Annotated in this window: 18 protein-coding genes; 6 read left to right on the forward strand and 12 right to left on the reverse strand. The window is 63.3% G+C overall.

Annotation, left to right across the window (positions count from 1 at the left end; translation table 11 throughout):
* Window positions 1-31: 31 nt before the first annotated feature.
* The 7 genes from RHPLAN_RS37005 to RHPLAN_RS37035 are packed head-to-tail and all read right to left on the reverse strand — an operon-like array spanning window position 32 to window position 9,072.
* Window positions 32-2,368: a xanthine dehydrogenase family protein molybdopterin-binding subunit gene (locus RHPLAN_RS37005; RefSeq protein WP_237180000.1), complete on the reverse strand. Its 2,337-nt coding sequence runs from the start codon at window positions 2,366-2,368 to the stop codon at window positions 32-34.
* A gap of 41 nt (window positions 2,369-2,409) precedes the next feature.
* The gene (locus RHPLAN_RS37010; RefSeq protein ID WP_068029734.1) at window positions 2,410-3,435 is read right to left on the reverse strand and encodes a cupin domain-containing protein; all 1,026 of its coding nucleotides are present in this window, start codon (window positions 3,433-3,435) and stop codon (window positions 2,410-2,412) included.
* A 41-nt stretch (window positions 3,436-3,476) separates the two neighbouring features.
* Window positions 3,477-4,403, reverse strand: a complete 927-nt coding sequence (locus tag RHPLAN_RS37015; RefSeq protein ID WP_068029738.1) for an ABC transporter substrate-binding protein — start codon at window positions 4,401-4,403, stop codon at window positions 3,477-3,479.
* Between the two features lie 16 nt (window positions 4,404-4,419).
* Window positions 4,420-5,352 carry an ABC transporter permease gene (locus RHPLAN_RS37020; protein ID WP_198164643.1) on the reverse strand — a complete coding sequence of 311 codons (933 nt, stop codon included), beginning with the start codon at window positions 5,350-5,352 and terminating at the stop codon, window positions 4,420-4,422.
* 2 nt (window positions 5,353-5,354) lie between these two features.
* Window positions 5,355-6,824: a sugar ABC transporter ATP-binding protein gene (locus tag RHPLAN_RS37025; protein WP_068029742.1), complete on the reverse strand. Its 1,470-nt coding sequence runs from the start codon at window positions 6,822-6,824 to the stop codon at window positions 5,355-5,357.
* Window positions 6,825-6,838: 14 nt separating this feature from the next.
* The gene (locus tag RHPLAN_RS37030; RefSeq protein WP_068029744.1) at window positions 6,839-7,900 is read right to left on the reverse strand and encodes a 2,5-dihydroxypyridine 5,6-dioxygenase NicX family protein; all 1,062 of its coding nucleotides are present in this window, start codon (window positions 7,898-7,900) and stop codon (window positions 6,839-6,841) included.
* A gap of 17 nt (window positions 7,901-7,917) precedes the next feature.
* Window positions 7,918-9,072 carry a zinc-binding metallopeptidase family protein gene (locus RHPLAN_RS37035; RefSeq protein ID WP_084246310.1) on the reverse strand — a complete coding sequence of 385 codons (1,155 nt, stop codon included), beginning with the start codon at window positions 9,070-9,072 and terminating at the stop codon, window positions 7,918-7,920.
* 172 nt (window positions 9,073-9,244) lie between these two features.
* On the opposite strand from RHPLAN_RS37035, the gene RHPLAN_RS38890 reads away from it, so the two are divergent.
* On the forward strand, window positions 9,245-9,400 hold the full coding sequence (locus RHPLAN_RS38890) for a DUF3309 family protein (RefSeq protein ID WP_084246312.1): 156 nt from the start codon (window positions 9,245-9,247) through the stop codon (window positions 9,398-9,400).
* Between the two features lie 74 nt (window positions 9,401-9,474).
* Here RHPLAN_RS38890 and RHPLAN_RS37040 read toward each other — a convergent pair whose 3' ends face one another.
* Entirely contained in the window at window positions 9,475-10,569 is a 1,095-nt protein-coding gene (locus tag RHPLAN_RS37040) for an AI-2E family transporter (RefSeq protein ID WP_068029746.1), read from the reverse strand.
* 197 nt (window positions 10,570-10,766) lie between these two features.
* Here RHPLAN_RS37040 and RHPLAN_RS37045 point away from each other — a divergent pair, with 197 nt between their 5' ends.
* Window positions 10,767-11,231: a low affinity iron permease family protein gene (locus tag RHPLAN_RS37045; RefSeq protein ID WP_084246316.1), complete on the forward strand. Its 465-nt coding sequence runs from the start codon at window positions 10,767-10,769 to the stop codon at window positions 11,229-11,231.
* Between the two features lie 23 nt (window positions 11,232-11,254).
* On the opposite strand, the gene RHPLAN_RS37050 is transcribed toward RHPLAN_RS37045, so the two are convergent.
* From RHPLAN_RS37050 to RHPLAN_RS37060, 3 genes are read right to left on the reverse strand one after another with little or no spacing between them, the layout of a single operon-like run.
* Window positions 11,255-11,611 carry an ElaB/YgaM/YqjD family protein gene (locus tag RHPLAN_RS37050; RefSeq protein WP_068029749.1) on the reverse strand — a complete coding sequence of 119 codons (357 nt, stop codon included), beginning with the start codon at window positions 11,609-11,611 and terminating at the stop codon, window positions 11,255-11,257.
* A 44-nt stretch (window positions 11,612-11,655) separates the two neighbouring features.
* The gene (locus RHPLAN_RS37055) at window positions 11,656-12,174 is read right to left on the reverse strand and encodes a hypothetical protein (RefSeq protein WP_198164644.1); all 519 of its coding nucleotides are present in this window, start codon (window positions 12,172-12,174) and stop codon (window positions 11,656-11,658) included.
* A gap of 50 nt (window positions 12,175-12,224) precedes the next feature.
* Entirely contained in the window at window positions 12,225-12,614 is a 390-nt protein-coding gene (locus tag RHPLAN_RS37060; protein WP_068029754.1) for a response regulator, read from the reverse strand.
* A gap of 144 nt (window positions 12,615-12,758) precedes the next feature.
* Here RHPLAN_RS37060 and RHPLAN_RS37065 point away from each other — a divergent pair, with 144 nt between their 5' ends.
* Window positions 12,759-12,959, forward strand: a complete 201-nt coding sequence (locus RHPLAN_RS37065) for a CsbD family protein (RefSeq protein ID WP_068032462.1) — start codon at window positions 12,759-12,761, stop codon at window positions 12,957-12,959.
* Window positions 12,960-12,995: 36 nt separating this feature from the next.
* Here the strand turns inward: RHPLAN_RS37065 and RHPLAN_RS37070 are convergent, their stop codons facing one another.
* Entirely contained in the window at window positions 12,996-13,799 is an 804-nt protein-coding gene (locus tag RHPLAN_RS37070; RefSeq protein ID WP_068029757.1) for a response regulator, read from the reverse strand.
* Between the two features lie 184 nt (window positions 13,800-13,983).
* Between RHPLAN_RS37070 and RHPLAN_RS37075 the strand changes: the two genes are divergently transcribed.
* The 3 genes from RHPLAN_RS37075 to RHPLAN_RS37085 all read left to right on the forward strand — a co-directional run bounded on the left by RHPLAN_RS37075 (window position 13,984) and on the right by RHPLAN_RS37085 (window position 15,940).
* Window positions 13,984-14,184 carry a NepR family anti-sigma factor gene (locus RHPLAN_RS37075; RefSeq protein ID WP_068029758.1) on the forward strand — a complete coding sequence of 67 codons (201 nt, stop codon included), beginning with the start codon at window positions 13,984-13,986 and terminating at the stop codon, window positions 14,182-14,184.
* 10 nt (window positions 14,185-14,194) lie between these two features.
* On the forward strand, window positions 14,195-14,746 hold the full coding sequence (locus RHPLAN_RS37080; RefSeq protein ID WP_068029760.1) for a sigma-70 family RNA polymerase sigma factor: 552 nt from the start codon (window positions 14,195-14,197) through the stop codon (window positions 14,744-14,746).
* Between the two features lie 186 nt (window positions 14,747-14,932).
* Entirely contained in the window at window positions 14,933-15,940 is a 1,008-nt protein-coding gene (locus RHPLAN_RS37085; RefSeq protein WP_068029763.1) for a PAS domain S-box protein, read from the forward strand.
* Window positions 15,941-16,035 lie beyond the last annotated feature (95 nt).

The raw sequence follows: 16,035 nt of genomic DNA on the forward strand, positions 1-16,035 counted from the left end.
CATGTTTGTTTGGCCATGATCTTGTCATGCCCTATCCGCGGACCGCGGCGCGAATGGCGTTCCACACCCGCTCGGGCGTCAAAGGCATTTCAATATCGGTGACGCCAAGCGGACGGAGCGCGTCGAGCACGGCGCCGACGATCGCGGCCGGCGCACCGATCGAGCCCGCTTCGCCGCAGCCCTTGGCGCCGAGCGGATTGTGCGTGCAGGGCTGACTCTCATCGAGCTCCGACACGATGTCCGGCATGTCGTTGGCGCGCGGCACCGCGTAGTCCATGAACGAGCCGGACAGCAATTGCCCGTTCGCCGGATCGTAGACGCAATGCTCGCGCGTGGCCTGGCCCAGGCCCTGCGCGATGCCGCCAGTGATCTGACCGTCGACGATCATGGGATTGATCACGGTTCCGATATCGTCGACAGCCCAATAGTTGACGACACTGACCACGCCCGTGTCGCAATCCACCTCGACCTCGCAGGCGTGCACGCCGTTGCTCCAGGCAAAGCTCGATGGATCGTACACCGCGCTGTCCTGCAAGCCGAGCTCCATGTCGGCCGGATAGCTCGTCGGGTGGTGCGCGACGCGCGCGACCTCGCGCAGCGTCACGCGACGATCGGTTCCAGCGACTGTGAAGTTGCCTTCGCCGAACGTGATGTCGGCGGCGGAGGCTTCGAGCAGATGTGCGGCGATCTTCTTGCCTTTGTCGATGATCTTCTCGGCCGCGCGATCAAGCGCCGAGCCGCCGACCGCGATCGAACGCGAACCGAAGGTGCCAGAGCCGTAAGGCACCTGATCGGTGTCACCTTCGATGATCTCGACGCTGGCCATCGGCACGCCGAGGCGCGATGCGATGATCTGCGCAAAGGTCGTGGCGTGGCCCTGGCCGTGATTGTGAGTGCCGAGCAGCGCTTGCACGCTGCCGTCGGCCTGCACGCGGATCGACGCTGCCTCGAAGAAACCCACGCGGGCGCCGAGCGCCGCGGCGAAGCGCGACGGTGCGACGCCGGAGGATTCGACATAGCACGCGAAGCCGAAGCCGCGGCGCTTCGGGGTTCGCGCCGCGGCGGCCTGGCGCTTGGCAAAGCCTTTGTAGCCGGCAATCTCGGTCAGCCGGGCAAACACCTTCGGAAAGTCACCGCAGTCGTAGGTCGGACCGATCGGTGTCTTGTACGGCATGGCCTCGTTCGGAACGAGATTGCGACGGCGGATTTCGGCGCGATCCATCCCGAGCTTGCGCGCGGCCTCGTCTGCGAGCCGCTCCAGCACGTAGCAAGCCTCCGGACGCCCCGCGCCCCGATAGGCATCGGTCGGCACCGTGTTGGTGAAGACGCCGGTCGACTGCACCATGATTGCGGGCGTGCGGTACACACCGGCCAGCAGCGCGCAATAGATCGCGCTCGGGATGCCGGCGCCGAAGGTCGAGACATAAGCGCCAATGTTGGCGACAGTGTCGACGCGCAGCGCCAGGAAATGGCCGTCACCGTCGAAAGCAAGCTCGGCGCGGGTCTGATGGCCGCGGCCCTGATAGTCGGACAGAAAGCACTCGCTGCGTGACGCCACCCATTTCACCGGGCGGCGCAGCCGCAGCGCCGCCCAGGCGATGATGGTCTCTTCCGGATAGTGCTTGCCTTTGTAGCCGAAGCCGCCGCCGACATCGGGCGCGATGAGCCGGATCGCGGTCTGCGGAAGCCTGAGCTGTTCGGTCACATTGCGGCGGATGTGATGCGGCACCTGGGTCGAGCAATAGAGCGTCAGCTTGCCGGCGCCGCCATCGGCCAGCACGGCACGCGGCTCGATGGCCGCGCCGATCAGCCGGCCGTTGACGAGATCGAGCCCGACCGTGTGCGGCGCATTCGCAAAGGCCTTGGTCACCGCGGCCGTGTCGCCGCGCGCGAAACGGAAGCAGACGTTGTCCGGCGCCATCTCATGCAGTTGCGGCGCGCCGGCTTCCATCGCGGCACGGCCATCGATCACGGAGTGCAACTGTTCGTAGTCCACATCGAGAAGATCGGCTGCGTCCTGGGCTTGCGCCCGCGTCTCGGCAATGACGGCAGCCACGGCCTCGCCGACATGGCGGACCACGTCGCGCGCCAACGCCCAACGCGGCGGTTCGGCCATCGGCTTGCCGTCGGACGTCGCGATCGCCCAGAGCGGCGCCATGGGCCCGACTTTGTCCTGCGCCAGGTCGGCGCCGGAGAACACCGCGACGACACCGGCCGATGCTGCAGCGGCCGTCTTATCGATCCGTCTGATGCGGGCATGGGCGTGCGGCGATCGCACCAGCACGCAGTGCAACTCGCCCGGCAGCGAAATATCGGCGACGAAGCAGCCCTGACCGCGGAGAAATTTAGGGTCCTCGACGCGCAACACCGAGGCGCCGATGCCTTCACCTGCGATTTTGGCGCGCGCGTCTATTGCAGTTCCTCGCGCAGGAGATCGAGTCGCTCGAAGGCCGAGCGGTCGGAGACGACAAACAAGGTCGCATCGCCGTCCTTCGCGATGTGGCTCGCGAAGGTCCAGTGCGGGATCGAGAACACGTCGTGTTGCGACCAATCGAACGTGTGTTCGCCCACCGTCGAGCGGCCTGAGCCCGACACCACGAGGCAGATCATGTTGCAGGTGGTGCGCTTCGGCCGCGTTGTGTTGTTCTTCGGCAGCCGCACCGCGTAGCAGTCGAGCGCCGGCATCACGGAGTCGCCAGTGGCCGGATTAGTGTAGCGCAAGGTGTGTGCGCCGTCCGGACCGGCCGGCAACGCAGCGAGCAACCGCCGCATCGCCGCGCCGGAATAGTGGTACTTCGGCGAATGCGCGGGTCCGCGCTGGATATCGGCGCCGGCCATTCCCGATTCGGCCCAGAGCTTCTCGTCGCCCTCGTCGACCTGCCAGAACTGATTGGCCTTGGGATCGCCGGGTTCGAAGAAGTTCGCGTCAAGCTGACGGAGCAGCGGAATGTTCGCGGCATCGAACCAGATGATGCGGCGGTCGGTCTCGTTGATGTGGCCGTGCCAGCACATCGGCGGCGTAAGAATGAGGTCGCTTTCGCGCATATCGCAGCGTCGGCCGTTGACAATGGTGGCGGCGCCGTCGGCACGGGTGGCAAAGCGGATTGCCGCAAACGTGTGCCGGTGCGGCCGCGCGCGGTCGCCGGGATCGAGCACCGTGAAGGCCGCGATCAGATTCGACGTGGTGACCGTGTCGCCGCCGAACGCCGGATTGACCAGGATCAGGGCGCGGCGCTCGACATCGTCGATCGGCACCTCGGACACGGCGCGATGAGTGAAAGGCTCGATGTCGCGCCAGCGCCAGATCAGCGGCGGGTCTTTCGCCTGCGGCTTCACCGGCGTCAGCGTGCGGAAGCGATCCCACAATGGATGCAGGTTCGCGGCTTCGAGCTGCGCGACGAAATCCGAGGCTTGCTTCGGCGCAGGATTGGCCATTCTCGCGTTCTCTCCACGGCCCGCCGTTGGCAAAGCGCCGGTCAGGTCTTCGGCAGCTTCTCGTCCACGTTGGTCTTGTCGATGATGACGTGCTTGATGAACACCTGCGGCGCGACCTTGTCGCCCTTCAGATACGTCGCAAGCACGTCGACGCCCAGCCGGCCCCACAGCACCGGATTGAGCTCGATCGTCATCGCCATCTTGCCGTCTTTCACCGCGCGCAGCGCGGGCGGCACGCCGTTCATGCCGGTGACCAGCGTCGATTTGCCGGCGGCCAGCACCGCCTGCATGGCGCCGAGCGCCACGTCGTCGTTGGCAGTGTAGATCGCCTTGAGGTCCGGATGCGCGACCAGCGCGTCCTCGGCCTGCTTGACGCCGCGCTCGCGGGTCAGCGGGCCGTCGCTCTTCGACACGATCTGGATTTTCGGATGCTTCGCCATCATCTCGGCGTAGCCGTCGCCGAGATTGCGGAACGTCGGTGCGCCACTCGGACCGAGCAGCATCGCCACCTTGCCTTCGTCCCCGATCGCCTTGGCGGTCCATTCGGCGATGTCGCGGCCGATCTGCTTCTCGTCCATCGCCACATGCAGCGTCTGGTTCGGCGAGGTCGAGCCGCGCGCCACAGAAACAATCGGCACATTGCCGGCCTTGGCCGCGTCGTAGGCGGCGTTCACGCCGACCGCGTCGATCGGCGAGATGAGGATGCCCTTGACGCCGCCCGCCACGAGATCCTGCACGCCGTTGATCTGCTTGACCTTGTCTTCGTTGGCCGAGACGGTCGCGACCTCCCATCCCAATTCCTGGGCGCGGGCGCGGATGCCCCGCAGCATTGCGATGTAGAACGGGTTGTCGTCCTGGGCGAGCGAAACGCCGATGGTGATCTTGTCCTGAGCCGAGGCCGGAGCGGACACCAAAACGGCCGGCAGCAGCAGCGCCGCAGCCAGAAGCGAACGACGAAGCATCGGCATGGCAGTCTCCCCTCTTCTACCGATGAGAGCGTAGCCGATCTGCCGCCGCGGCGGCAATGATCACCGCGCCGATGGCGACGCGCTGCCAGTAGGAATCGACGTTGAGCAGATTCAGGCTGTTGCCCAGCACGATCATGATGAAAACGCCGATAATGCTTTTGTAGAGCGTGCCCTCGCCACCCTGCAGCGACGCCCCGCCGAGCACGACGGCGGCGATGGCGGTCAGTTCGTAGAACTCGCCCGCGGTAGGCTGGCCGGATTGCAGCCGCGCCGCGAGCATCACGCCGGCGACGCCGGCCAGTGCACCGCACCACACATAGGTCGAGGCAATGATCCGCTCAACCTGCACGCCCGAAAGGTACGCCGCGTCGCGGTTGCCGCCAGTGGCGTAGATGCGCCGTCCATAGGGCGTCCAATGCATCACCCAGGACAACGCGACCAGCAGCACCGCCGGCACCCAGACCAGATAGTGCACGCCGAACAGGCGCTCGGAGCCGAAAGCGATGAACGACGACGGCATGCCGTCGTCGCCGACCGGCGCGCCGCCGGTGACGAGAAACACCAGGCCGCGGACCAGCACCATGGTGCCAAGCGTGGTGATGAACGGATTGACCCCGAGCTTGGCGATGATCAGGCCGTTGGCGAGCCCGACCAACGCGCCGGTCCCGACACCGGCCAGCACGCCGGCCGCGATGCCGAACTTCACCATGGTCATCGCGGCAATGCAGCCGGCCAACGCCACGGTCGAACCAACCGAGAGATCGAAGCCGCCGCCGATGATGACGAACGTCATGCCGATCGCGATCACCGCCATGATCGACGACTGCACCAGGATGTTTGTCAGGTTGAGCGGCGACAGGAACCTGCTGGTGAGAAGCGCTGTGACGGCACACAACGCCACCAGCGTGATCAGAGGAATCTGGCCCGCGAGGTTGAACCGCTTCGCCATCGTCATCCGCCGATGGCGGCGTGCAGCCGCCGTTCGTCGAAGCCCTGCGCGGCTTCGAAACGCGCCGTGATCTTCTGCTGGCGCAACGCACAGATGCTGTCGCAAAGCCGCGTCAGCTCGGCGAGATCGCTTGATGACGCCAGCACCGCACCGCCGCGATTGGCGAACTTGCGAAGGAGCGCGTGAATCTGCGCCTTCGCCACGATATCCACGCCCTGGGTCGGCTCCTCGAGGAGGAGCACGCCGACGTTCAGCGCGAGCCACTTGGCGAGAATCACCTTCTGCTGGTTGCCGCCCGACAGCGCCCTCACCGGCAGCGACGGATTGCGCGGCCGCACATCGAGCTGCTCCATCAGCTCGGCGACCAGGCGATCCCCCGCGAAATGGTCAAGGCTGCCGCCGCGCGTCAGCCGGTCGAGGGTCGGCAGCAGAATATTGTCGCGCACCGAAAGGTTCATCACCAGCCCGAGCCGGCGCTCGCCGGGCACCATGCCGACGCCCAAGCTGATCGCATCGATCGGAAGATCAAGCCGCCGGGCTTCACCGCGCACGCGGACATTCGCGCCGCCGGCCGCGAGACCGTAGAGCCGCCGCAGCACGCGGCCGGTGCCACTGCCGAGAAGGCCGACCAAGCCCACGATCTCGTTGGCCCGAAGCCTGATCGCGTCGGTGCGCTGGTCGGCGTCTTCCAAAATGGTTTCGCCTGGCGCCGCGCCGCGATCGCCGATCTGGGCCTCGGCGCGGCCGGTCATGGCCTGGACCAGGTCGCGAACCGCAAACGAGCCGCGGCGGCTGGTCGCAACCACTTGGCCGTCGCGCAGCACCGTGCAGCGGTCGGCCAAGGCCACGACCTCGTCGAGCCGGTGCGACACGTAGATGATCGCTGTGCCCTGGCTCTTCATTCGCGCCAGCAAGGCAAACAGCCGCTCGATCTCGCGCGTCTCCAGCGCCGCCGTCGGCTCATCGAGAATGAGAAGCCGGCAGCGACGCCGCAGCGCCTTGGCGATGGCGACAAGCTGGCGCTCGGCGAAGCTCAATTGATCGACGCGAACGTCGGGATCTGGCGCGAACTCGAGCGCGGCCAGCGCAACCCGCGCTTCCTCGCGCATGGCGTCGCGATCGACGGTCGCAATGCCAAGCCTGCGGCGCACCGGCGGACCGTCGAGCGTCAGGTTTTCGGCAACCGACAGGGCCGGGACGAGACGCAGCTCCTGCGGAATGGCGGCGATGCCCGCCGCGATGGCATCATGAGGGCTGTTGAAGTGGTGGGCCTTGCCGTCAACCGCGACCTCGCCCTGATCGGGCCGGTGCACGCCGCTCAGCACCCGCACCAGCGTCGATTTACCGGCGCCGTTCTCGCCGACCAGCGCGTGGATTTCTCCCGGCATCACGTCGAAATCGACATGGTCGAGCGCGCGCGTTGCGCCGAACTGCTTCGTGATGCCGTACGCGCTGGCCGCCGGAGTGCTCATCGGCGCAGTCGCTATCAGCGCGCCACCCGCATGACGCGCATCTTCTCGTCGGCGATACGGCCGTTCTCGATGATCACGTCGTTGTCGAGCGTCACCGTGCAGTCGCGCATCGGCACGTCGTAGTGACCCTTGGTGGTGCGCTTGCCGCCGCCTTGCGAGTTCGGCCCGGTCGAGAACAGGAAGTTGCCGGCAAAGCAGCGCGCGCCGGCATGATGCCGCGTCGGATCGGCGCCACGGAGCGCGATCGCATCCCAGCGGCCTTGCGGATTGAGGCCCCAGCCGAGATGCGAGATGGCATGGCCGTCCATGTCGTCGGGGCGGGCCTTGTTGCCGTCGAGCCAATCGCTCATCAGCTTGGCGTCGAGTCCGCCTTCGATCTTGCGGATGAAGCCGTCGCGAACGTCGAGCCGCACCTCGTCCTGCACGTAACGGCAATAGGGCAGCACGATGATGTCGCCTGGCGCGAACACCACAGTGCCGTTGGCCGTGCCTTCGTTGGGGAAGGTGTGAACATGGCCCGCGCCCCAGTGATCGAACCGGCCGGCGCTCTCCGAATAGCCGTACTGGCTCATGGTCGGATATTCGCCAAGCTGCACCGTGAGATCGGTGCCGCCCGGCCGCGTGATGCGCATGGTCTTGGCTCGCTTGAGCCGCTGATCGGCATAGACCACCGCCTCCTTCAATCCCGGCGGCGCCAACAACTCCTCGAGCTCATCCGGACCGTCGATCACCATCAGCACGCGGGTGCCTGCGTCACGCGCCTCCTTGAGCCAGCGGGTGAACAGCGGAATGTGCAGGCAGACCAGCATGTCGGCGGCCTTGATGGCATCGAGCGTGCCCTTGCAGCGGCCGACTGTCTCGACGCCGACCTTGGTCCAGGACGGCATGGCGTTGACACACATTTCGTAGGCGTCGGCACCGAGATCCTCGGCGGCCGCAAAGGCCGCGGACACGTAGTCACGCCGCGCGCCGAGATCGCTCAGGAGAACGATGGTTTCGCCCTTCTGCACGTTGCAGAGCAGGAATTCCTGCCGGAACAGCATCGCGAGCTTGGCGTGATTGATGGCTTCATGCATGGCCGTCGCTCCATACGTCAGGCCTGCACCTTAGCAAAGATTCTGCGGGCGATACCTCCGAAAAACTTGGACCGGTCCGGAGCCGGTGCCTGGGGGGCGTGGTGTTTCTGGCGCGGCACCGCGCGAATGCAGTCGTGAACGAACGTCAGCTTGGCCACGATCGCCGGCGCCAGGACAAAAGGATAAAGATCGGGCAGCCCCATGCTGCGGTTGAGCGAATTAGCCGCGACGGTCAGCGACACCCAGGCGTCGACGATCGGACCGATCTCGGCCTTGTGCGGGTCGAAGTCGAACTTCGCTGTAAGGTCGCCGCCATTGGCGACGCGCGGCCGCACGCTCAGTCCGAAAGAACGCGCGGTCTCCAGCGTGTCGACCATGTGGAAATAGTGCGCCCAGGTTTCGGCGAAATCCTCCCACGGATGGCAGGACGCGTAGGTGGTGACGAAGCTCTCCTGCCAATTGGCGGGCGGGCCATTTTCGTAATTCTGCTTGAGCGCTTCGGCGTAATCCAATCGCTCGTCGCCGAACACTGCGCGGAATTTTTCGAGATTGTCCGTGTCGCCAATCAAGCGGTCCCAATAATAGTGGCCGATCTCGTGCCGGAAATGCCCCAGCAGCGTGCGATAGGGCTCGGACATCTCGGTGCGGATGCGTTCACGCTGAGCATCGTCGGCCTCAGCCAGATTGATGGTGATCACGCCATCGGCATGGCCCGTCATCACGGGCACCGTCGAGCCATCCGGCGAAGGCGCCTTGGGGTGCAGGAAATCGAACGCCAATCCGTCAGGGTCTTCGGCCTTGGTCGCAAGCGGCAGCCGCAGCTTGAGCAAGGTGTAGATCAGCCGGTGCTTGGCGAATTCGATCTTGCGCCAAGGCACGATGTTTTCCGGCACCGATAAATCGGGGACGGTCTGATTATGCCGGCAAGCCGAGCAGTAATCGCTCGGCCGGACGTCGTCGACCATCCAATTGCAAACGCCGTACTGGGCATTGGCGCAAAACCGGTATCGCTTTTCCGGCTCCGCCATCGCGCGCCAGGTTTCGCCATCCGGTTCGACGACAGACAACGTTTCAAGTGAGCGCAAATAGCCGAGCTGAGAGCCGCAGCTTTCGCAGCGCGTGTTCTCGAAATGGAGCAACTGATTGCACTTCTGGCACTCGAACAGCTTCATGATTTTTCGATGGGTTGAAAGCGCACCTCAACGCCGGGGTTTTAGCGATGGTTCCTGCCGGCAACGATCCGGCCTCGTGCATCGCCACTCCAAATCATGGAACTTCCTCAGCACGCTTGAATTGGTGTGGCCAAGGGGAATTGAAAAGTACATTGCGAACGTGGAGGCATTGATGTTGTCCACCGTGCTGATCGTCATTCTGATCCTCATGTTGCTCGGCGCGTTGCCGACGTGGGGATACAGCAGCGGCTGGGGCTATGGCCCCGGCGGGATCGTCGGCACGATCCTCGTGATCGTGGTCGTTCTCGCCCTGTTGGGTCGTATTTAGCCCACTTCCAAGGGTACGGCAAAACGGGCGGCCTCATCGGCCGCCCGTTTTGCTGACAACTCTCGACGGAAAGCTCAGCCCGGAAGCTTTGGCGTCGACTCGCGATCCTCGAGGATCTGATTCTGCACGACGGTCGCGGCGATCAGAATGGGAGCCGCGAGAAATGTGCCCAGAGGCCCCCAAAGCCAGGTCCAAAACGCCAACGACAGAAACAGCGCCAACGGACTCATGGTCAATTGGCGGCCGACGAGGCTCGGGGTGATGAAGTGGCCTTCAACGGTCGCCAAGCCAACGAACAGCGCCGGCGCCGCGAGTGCGCCCGTTAGCGTTGGCAGCGCCACGAGACCGAGGACCAGAAGAATGACCGCGACAACGGCTGGGCCGATATAGGGAATGTAATTCAGCACCGCGGCCATGATGCCGCACAACAATGGACTTGGCAGCCCAAGCGTGTAAGCGATGGCCGCAGTCGCCAGACCCAGTCCGATGTTGACCACGGTAACAACTGCGATGTAGCGGGTCAGATGCTCCTCCATGTCGTTAAAGATGCGCAGCGCGCGCAACCGCGCATCTTTGCTCTGGAACATCAGGATCAGATGCCGCCGCTGACTCTTCCGCGACAACAAGAAGAAAAACAAACTTCCGAAGAAAATCACCAGCTCACCGATCGCCGGCGTCAGAAATTCTACGGCGCGCGCGATCATGTCTTTCATCGGCAGTTCGAACTTGGCCGGCTCTGCCGAGGTGCCCAGCATCGTCGCAAGCCACTGCTGAAGCTGGTGCCACGCCGCCAATGGGCGTTCGAACACGTAAGCCTTGGCGGAGAGCGTGCTTGCGATCTCGGGAGCGTGCGCGGACCAATCCGCCACCAGACTGCCAAGCAAGATCAGCCCGAGATTGATCGCGACGAACACCAGCCCGATGCAGACGAGAGCGAACAGCGAAGCCGGAATCCGATAACGCGCCGCACGTTCTTGCAGCGGCCCAAACATGAGGCTGATGATCGCTGCCGCAACGACGGGGGCGACGATCGTCCTCGCGAAGAACAGAAAAGCGCCCAACAGCAGAACGAAAATGCCGATGGTCGAAATTCGCGATGCGGCGCGCCACCAGTCCTGCTCGGGCGCATCCGATGTGGCGGGCCAGGTGTCCGCCTCGCGATCATTCATGATGGCGATGTCCGTTAGATGCGGTCGTCGCGACCCGCGCCTCATCAATGCCGGAGCATCGGCAAAGTTCCTTCGCAGGTCGGGCGGGGAACTTACCCATGGCGCCATCGGTTACATCGCCGCATCGGACGTCGCTGGCGCAAAGAGCTCTCCGCTGGCGAAGCCGACGCCAAGTCTTGCACCGATCATCGCAATCAATGGAAACGCATCACCAGACGAACGGCCGGCCGCAGGTCCATCAGCCCGCCCATGGGCATCATGGCAATGGGCTCAGCAAAGCGTTCTCTCGGTTTTCTCATGCCACCGCCCACGCAGCAGGAACGCCCGCGGCATTCCTGATTGCAACCGGAACGATTCTGCTTTGGGCATTGAGCGGCCCGCTGTTTGGCTACAGCGACACCTGGCAACTCGTCATCAACACCGGCACGACCATTGTGACGTTTCTGATGGTGTTTCTCATCCAAAACACCCAGAACCGCGACACGATGGCGCTCCAGCTCAAGCTCTCCGAGCTGATCATCGCGATGAAAGGCGCGAAGAACAGTCTCGCCACCGTGGAAGATCTGAGCGAGGAGGAGCTTGGAGAGTTACACAAGGATTTGTGCGCGCGGGCCGACGCCGCGAGCAACGAACTCGCCAAGCGCGGGCCTCGACGCGATTGACGGTAGCGCGACCATCCACCGCATCAGCGGCGCATGGTCGACGACAACACAAACCCAAGCCCCAACGCGATCGCAAGCGCCGTCAACGGCCGTTCGCGGATCGCGTCCTCGACGTTCTCGACGACGTTGCCGCCCAATTCACCGACGGCATCGACGGCCTCACGGCCGCGCGCTCCGGCGCCGGAGATCAAGTCGTCCACCGAGCTTCCGAAGTTGGCAAGCCGCGCTTTTACATCGTCGATCATTTCCGAGCCGGCGTCGGAGGCGAGGCCTTCGACCTGCTTGGAGAGATCGGACAAATCGTCGCGAAGGCTCTGCAGATCCTTCTTGAGATTCTTCACATTGACCGACGAGAAATCGGCTGTACGGGCACGCGCCATGGCGAAAACTCCTGCTGAACGAAATGTTCGTTTGTTTCGCGGAACTAACGCTTTGGGCCCGTAAATGGTTGCCGGGCCTCGCTCGCTCTCGCGCCGGTCTTGTTGAGCAGCCACAATGCAGCAACGGCGCCGGCCGCGAGCGATGCGGCGCGACGGCCTCCGATCAGTCGCGCGAGGTCTAACCCCGCCGCCAGAATGGCGGGCTCCATCCAGGTCGACGACTGCGCCGCGCGACGCGCCTCCATGATCCGCCGCTCGTGCTCTCGCCGGCTGTGAATGAAAAGCGCGCCGAGAAAGAAGATGAAAGCCAGCGCCGCAAAGCCGCCGCCCAGGATCAGACTTGCAGTGAGCGCGTCGTAGCGGTCGGCCAGCCAGATGAAGAGCGCGATACAAAACATAAGAAGCGCGCAGCCGATCGCGATGGCGGCGGCTGCGATCCATGCCACCATGCCTGCGATAGCTTTGACTGAGCGCTTTGCGTCACTGATCTGTTCGGCAATCATTTCGCGCCTTCGCCGGCGTGAGTGCAAATTGGCTGGCAATACAACGGCGAAATCGATCAATGGTTGCTGGCGGCCGGAATGGCGCTTGGATTCAAGCGGCTATGCAGCGGTCAATCCGCCGGCCGATCCCCCACCACGCGCGCGATGATCGATTGCAAATCCTCGAAATTGTAAGGCTTCGGCAGGATGACCACTGCGTTCGAAGACTGCCATTTCGGGTCGATCGCGCCGGGCCCTTTGCCCGACGCCACGATAATCGGCAAATGCGGATAAAGTGCTCTGAGCTCGCCAACCAGCTGTTCGCCCGGCAAGTCGGGCAAGCCCAGATCGACAAGCGCGACGCCGATTCTATCCTTATTGTTCTCGGCGAGCTGCAAGGCCACCTTGGCCGACGCAGCCTCGATCACCTCAAAGCCCAATTCGTTGAGCGCGTCGGCCGCCACCATGGCGACGAGCGCTTCATCCTCAACGAGCAGCACGCAGCGACTGTTCTCTGACATCACCCCTCGCCTGCGAGCGATCACTGACCGTATTTAAGCAGCGATGCCGCCGTTCCAACCCGCTCGCGCACGGCGCCCGCGCGTTGAGGGAAACATAGCCATCCCGATGCGTTGTGACAGGGCATCATGACACAGGAGCAAACCATGAATTGGGATCGAATCGAAGGCAACTGGAAGGAGTTCAAGGGCAAGGTTCAGCAGCAGTGGGGTAAGCTGACCAACGACGACCTTGATGTCATCAAGGGCAATCAGACGGAGCTCGCCGGGCGTCTCCAGCAACGCTACGGCTACGCCAAGGACGAAGCCCAGCGGCACATCGATTCATGGATGAAGACCGTGAATTGATCTCCCGACAACCGATTGACGGAAGCCGCGCGGCGATCAGCCTACCGCGCGGCTTTTGCTTTTGTGCGCCTTGCGATCGAAGAACAGCGCCTGGCTGATCACCGCCGACACCATGGCGGGTTGATAAGGCTTGGTGATCAGGAAGGCCGGCTCCGGACGCGTCCCGGTCAGGAAGCGCTCCGGATACGCGGTTATAAAGATCACCGGCACTTCGAAGGTGTTCAGCAGATCGTTGACCGCATCGAGGCCGGAGCTTCCATCGGCGAGCTGGATGTCAGCAAGAATCAGCCCCAGGTCCTTGTTCTTGGCGAGCGCCACTGCTTCTCCGCGCGTGCGCGCGATGCCTTTGACCTCGTGACCGAGATTTTCCACCAGCGACTGCAAGTCCATCGCGATCAACGCTTCGTCTTCAATGATCAGGATATTGGTCGCGATCTGGCTCGCGAGCTCACGCCCGCATTCGTCGATCAGGTCACGCACCCGGCTGGCGCTGATGTCTAGAATTTTCGCGGCATCCTCCTCCGAGAAGCCCTCGAGCGAGACCAGAAGGAAGGCCTGTCGCGGCATGGCGCCGATCTGACCGATGTGCCGGTCGGCAGGCCGAGGATCGATCGGCTCCTTCCCGGCGGCGTTAACCTCCAAGGAATTCCAGATCTTGGAGAACACCCGGAACATTCCCACACGAACCGACGTTTGCTGATCGATCAGCGATGAATCTTCGGTCAGAGCTTCAAGGGCGGCCGCCACGTAGCTATCGCCGGATTCCTGGCTTCCGGTCAGCGCCCGGGCGTAACGCCGCAAGATTGGCAAATGGTCCTTAACTGCTTGAGCTGTCAACATTATTTAATTCCCTCCGCACGGTTGGCGCCAGGTTTGCCAAGGCTCGCCCCCGGACCTACATGGGCAGAAAACGCTTTACCTCCAAAGAAGTTCCCCGCAGGGAACCAATCGTATCGCAAGACGTTATTTTGAATAGGGCAGCGGCGCTTGTGCCGCCACGGGGATGGGCACCGGGGGAAGTGAGATGAACGACAAGACCAGGCAGCCGCCGGATATGTCCATGAAGGCCGAGAAGGTGAAGCGCAAAAAGGGACGACTTAGCGCCGACATTCAATACAAGCTCGGTCAACAACTACGGGCCATGTACACCGATGTCGTCAATGAAGGCGTACCAGACCAGTTCTCCGAGCTTATCCAGCGTCTCGACAAGCGAGACGAGAAATAAGGACAGGCTCATGAACGCTCAAGATGACGTCCGTGGAGCGATGCTAGCGGCGGTGCCGAGCTTGCGCGCCTTTGCTATTTCGCTTTGCGGTGATGTCGACCGGGCCAATGACCTCGTGCAAGAGACACTGTTGCGCGCCTGGTCGCATTTGGACTCGTTCGAGCCCGGGACCAACATGTCTGCGTGGCTCTTCACGATCCTGCGCAATCATTTCCGCACCGAGTATCGCAAGCGGCGCCGCGAGGTCGAGGACGCCGACGGCGGCTATGCGGAGCGCCTGACGGCGCGCGAGGAGCAAACCGCGCACATCGAATTCAACGAGCTGCGTGAGGGCCTGATGAAGCTGTCGCCCGATCAGCGCGAGGCGCTGATCCTGGTCGGCGCCTCCGGCTTCTCCTACGAAGAGGCGGCCAAGATCTGCAACTGCGCGGTCGGCACCATCAAGAGCCGTGTCAACCGTGCGAGGTTGAGGCTTGCCGAGACTCTGGGCGTGGAGAACGTTCCGGACATGACCAACGAACCGGATCCGCCGATCGCAGCTTCGGGCGGCCGTGAAGAATAACGACGCACGCGCGACCACGTCAACCAAACCACGATTGCGGCCCGCCACGTGAGGCGGGCCGATTTCGTCTATAATTGCATCGCACACACGACCGATCGGCCGTTTCGTGCGTTAATGATTGTTCAGTTACACCAACCGGACCATATTTGATCATGGTGTCGATTCTCACGAGTTTGGCGTTTCGCTATGGCGGTGCATGATTCCGGGCTGGATTCCAAAGCGTGGCTGGCTGCCATCGTCGAGTCGAGCGACGACGCCATCATCAGCAAGGATCTCGACGGCAACATCACGTCATGGAATCTGGGTGCCGAGCGTATCTTCGGTTACACGGCGCATGAGATCGTCGGTCACCACATTCTCGAGCTTTTCCCGCCCGATCGCATTGCCGAGGAAGACTACATCATGGACTCGATCCGCAAGGGCGAGCGGATCAAACAATTCGACACGGTCCGCCGATGCAAAGACGGCCGGCTGATCCATGTCTCGCTCACCATTTCGCCGATCCGCAATCAAGACAACGTGATTGTCGGCGTTTCAAAAATCGCGCGCGACATCACGGAACTCAAGCTCTCGCAGGAGACCCAGTCGCTGCTGATGCGCGAGCTCAATCACCGGTCGAAAAATCTGCTGGCGGTGGCCGACGCGATCGTGCGCCAGACCGCAAGGAGCACCCCGCCGAAGGACTTCGTCGACCGGATCAGCCACAGGCTGCATGCGCTGTCCATCAACCAGGACCTGATGATCGAGCACAACTGGCGAGGCGCCGACATCCTGCACATCATCCAATGGCAGCTTGCGTCGGCGATCGACAACTATGCCAGCCGCGTCGAACTGGAAGGCGCGCCGTGTCTGGTGACGCCACGGGTGGCACAAGCGCTGGGGCTTGCGATCTACGAGCTCGCCACCAACGCCCTGAAATTCGGCGCGCTTTCCTCGCGCGACGGCAAAGTCCATATCCAATGGGGGATCAGTGCGGGCAGCGACGGACGGCGGTTCAAGCTGACCTGGCACGAAAGCGGCGGACCGCCCGCCGTCCCGCCCAAGAAGAAAGGCTTCGGCAGCGCCATCATTGAGAGCATGATCGCACGCTCGGTGCTCGGCACCGCCACGGTGACCTACGCGCCGACCGGACTGATCTGGGAGCTGACCGCACCGGAAACCGGATTGACGCAAGCTTCTGGCGACGTCATTTAGCCCTTGGCGTCGAATTGTCGTAAGATTCTGATAAATATACCGAAATCCAATTTACGTGCGGATCGCTCTGTAACCTGACATTGGTGCGGCGAAAA

The sequence above is a fragment of the Rhodoplanes sp. Z2-YC6860 genome (assembly GCF_001579845.1).
GTDB lineage: Bacteria > Pseudomonadota > Alphaproteobacteria > Rhizobiales > Xanthobacteraceae > Z2-YC6860.

Bases quoted from the DNA above. Each gene is read 5' to 3' on its own strand.
- RHPLAN_RS37010 (WP_068029734.1), bottom strand. From the start codon at position 3,435: ATGGCCAATCCTGCGCCGAAGCAAGCCTCGGATTTCGTCGCGCAGCTC.
- RHPLAN_RS37015 (WP_068029738.1), bottom strand. From the start codon at position 4,403: ATGCCGATGCTTCGTCGTTCGCTTCTGGCTGCGGCGCTGCTGCTGCCG.
- RHPLAN_RS37020 (WP_198164643.1), bottom strand. From the start codon at position 5,352: ATGGCGAAGCGGTTCAACCTCGCGGGCCAGATTCCTCTGATCACGCTG.
- RHPLAN_RS37025 (WP_068029742.1), bottom strand. From the start codon at position 6,824: ATGAGCACTCCGGCGGCCAGCGCGTACGGCATCACGAAGCAGTTCGGC.
- RHPLAN_RS37030 (WP_068029744.1), bottom strand. From the start codon at position 7,900: ATGCATGAAGCCATCAATCACGCCAAGCTCGCGATGCTGTTCCGGCAG.
- RHPLAN_RS37035 (WP_084246310.1), bottom strand. From the start codon at position 9,072: ATGAAGCTGTTCGAGTGCCAGAAGTGCAATCAGTTGCTCCATTTCGAG.
- RHPLAN_RS38890 (WP_084246312.1), top strand. From the start codon at position 9,245: ATGTTGTCCACCGTGCTGATCGTCATTCTGATCCTCATGTTGCTCGGC.
- RHPLAN_RS37040 (WP_068029746.1), bottom strand. From the start codon at position 10,569: ATGAATGATCGCGAGGCGGACACCTGGCCCGCCACATCGGATGCGCCC.
- RHPLAN_RS37045 (WP_084246316.1), top strand. From the start codon at position 10,767: ATGGAAACGCATCACCAGACGAACGGCCGGCCGCAGGTCCATCAGCCC.
- RHPLAN_RS37050 (WP_068029749.1), bottom strand. From the start codon at position 11,611: ATGGCGCGTGCCCGTACAGCCGATTTCTCGTCGGTCAATGTGAAGAAT.
- RHPLAN_RS37060 (WP_068029754.1), bottom strand. From the start codon at position 12,614: ATGTCAGAGAACAGTCGCTGCGTGCTGCTCGTTGAGGATGAAGCGCTC.
- RHPLAN_RS37065 (WP_068032462.1), top strand. From the start codon at position 12,759: ATGAATTGGGATCGAATCGAAGGCAACTGGAAGGAGTTCAAGGGCAAG.
- RHPLAN_RS37070 (WP_068029757.1), bottom strand. From the start codon at position 13,799: ATGTTGACAGCTCAAGCAGTTAAGGACCATTTGCCAATCTTGCGGCGT.
- RHPLAN_RS37075 (WP_068029758.1), top strand. From the start codon at position 13,984: ATGAACGACAAGACCAGGCAGCCGCCGGATATGTCCATGAAGGCCGAG.
- RHPLAN_RS37080 (WP_068029760.1), top strand. From the start codon at position 14,195: ATGAACGCTCAAGATGACGTCCGTGGAGCGATGCTAGCGGCGGTGCCG.
- RHPLAN_RS37085 (WP_068029763.1), top strand. From the start codon at position 14,933: ATGGCGGTGCATGATTCCGGGCTGGATTCCAAAGCGTGGCTGGCTGCC.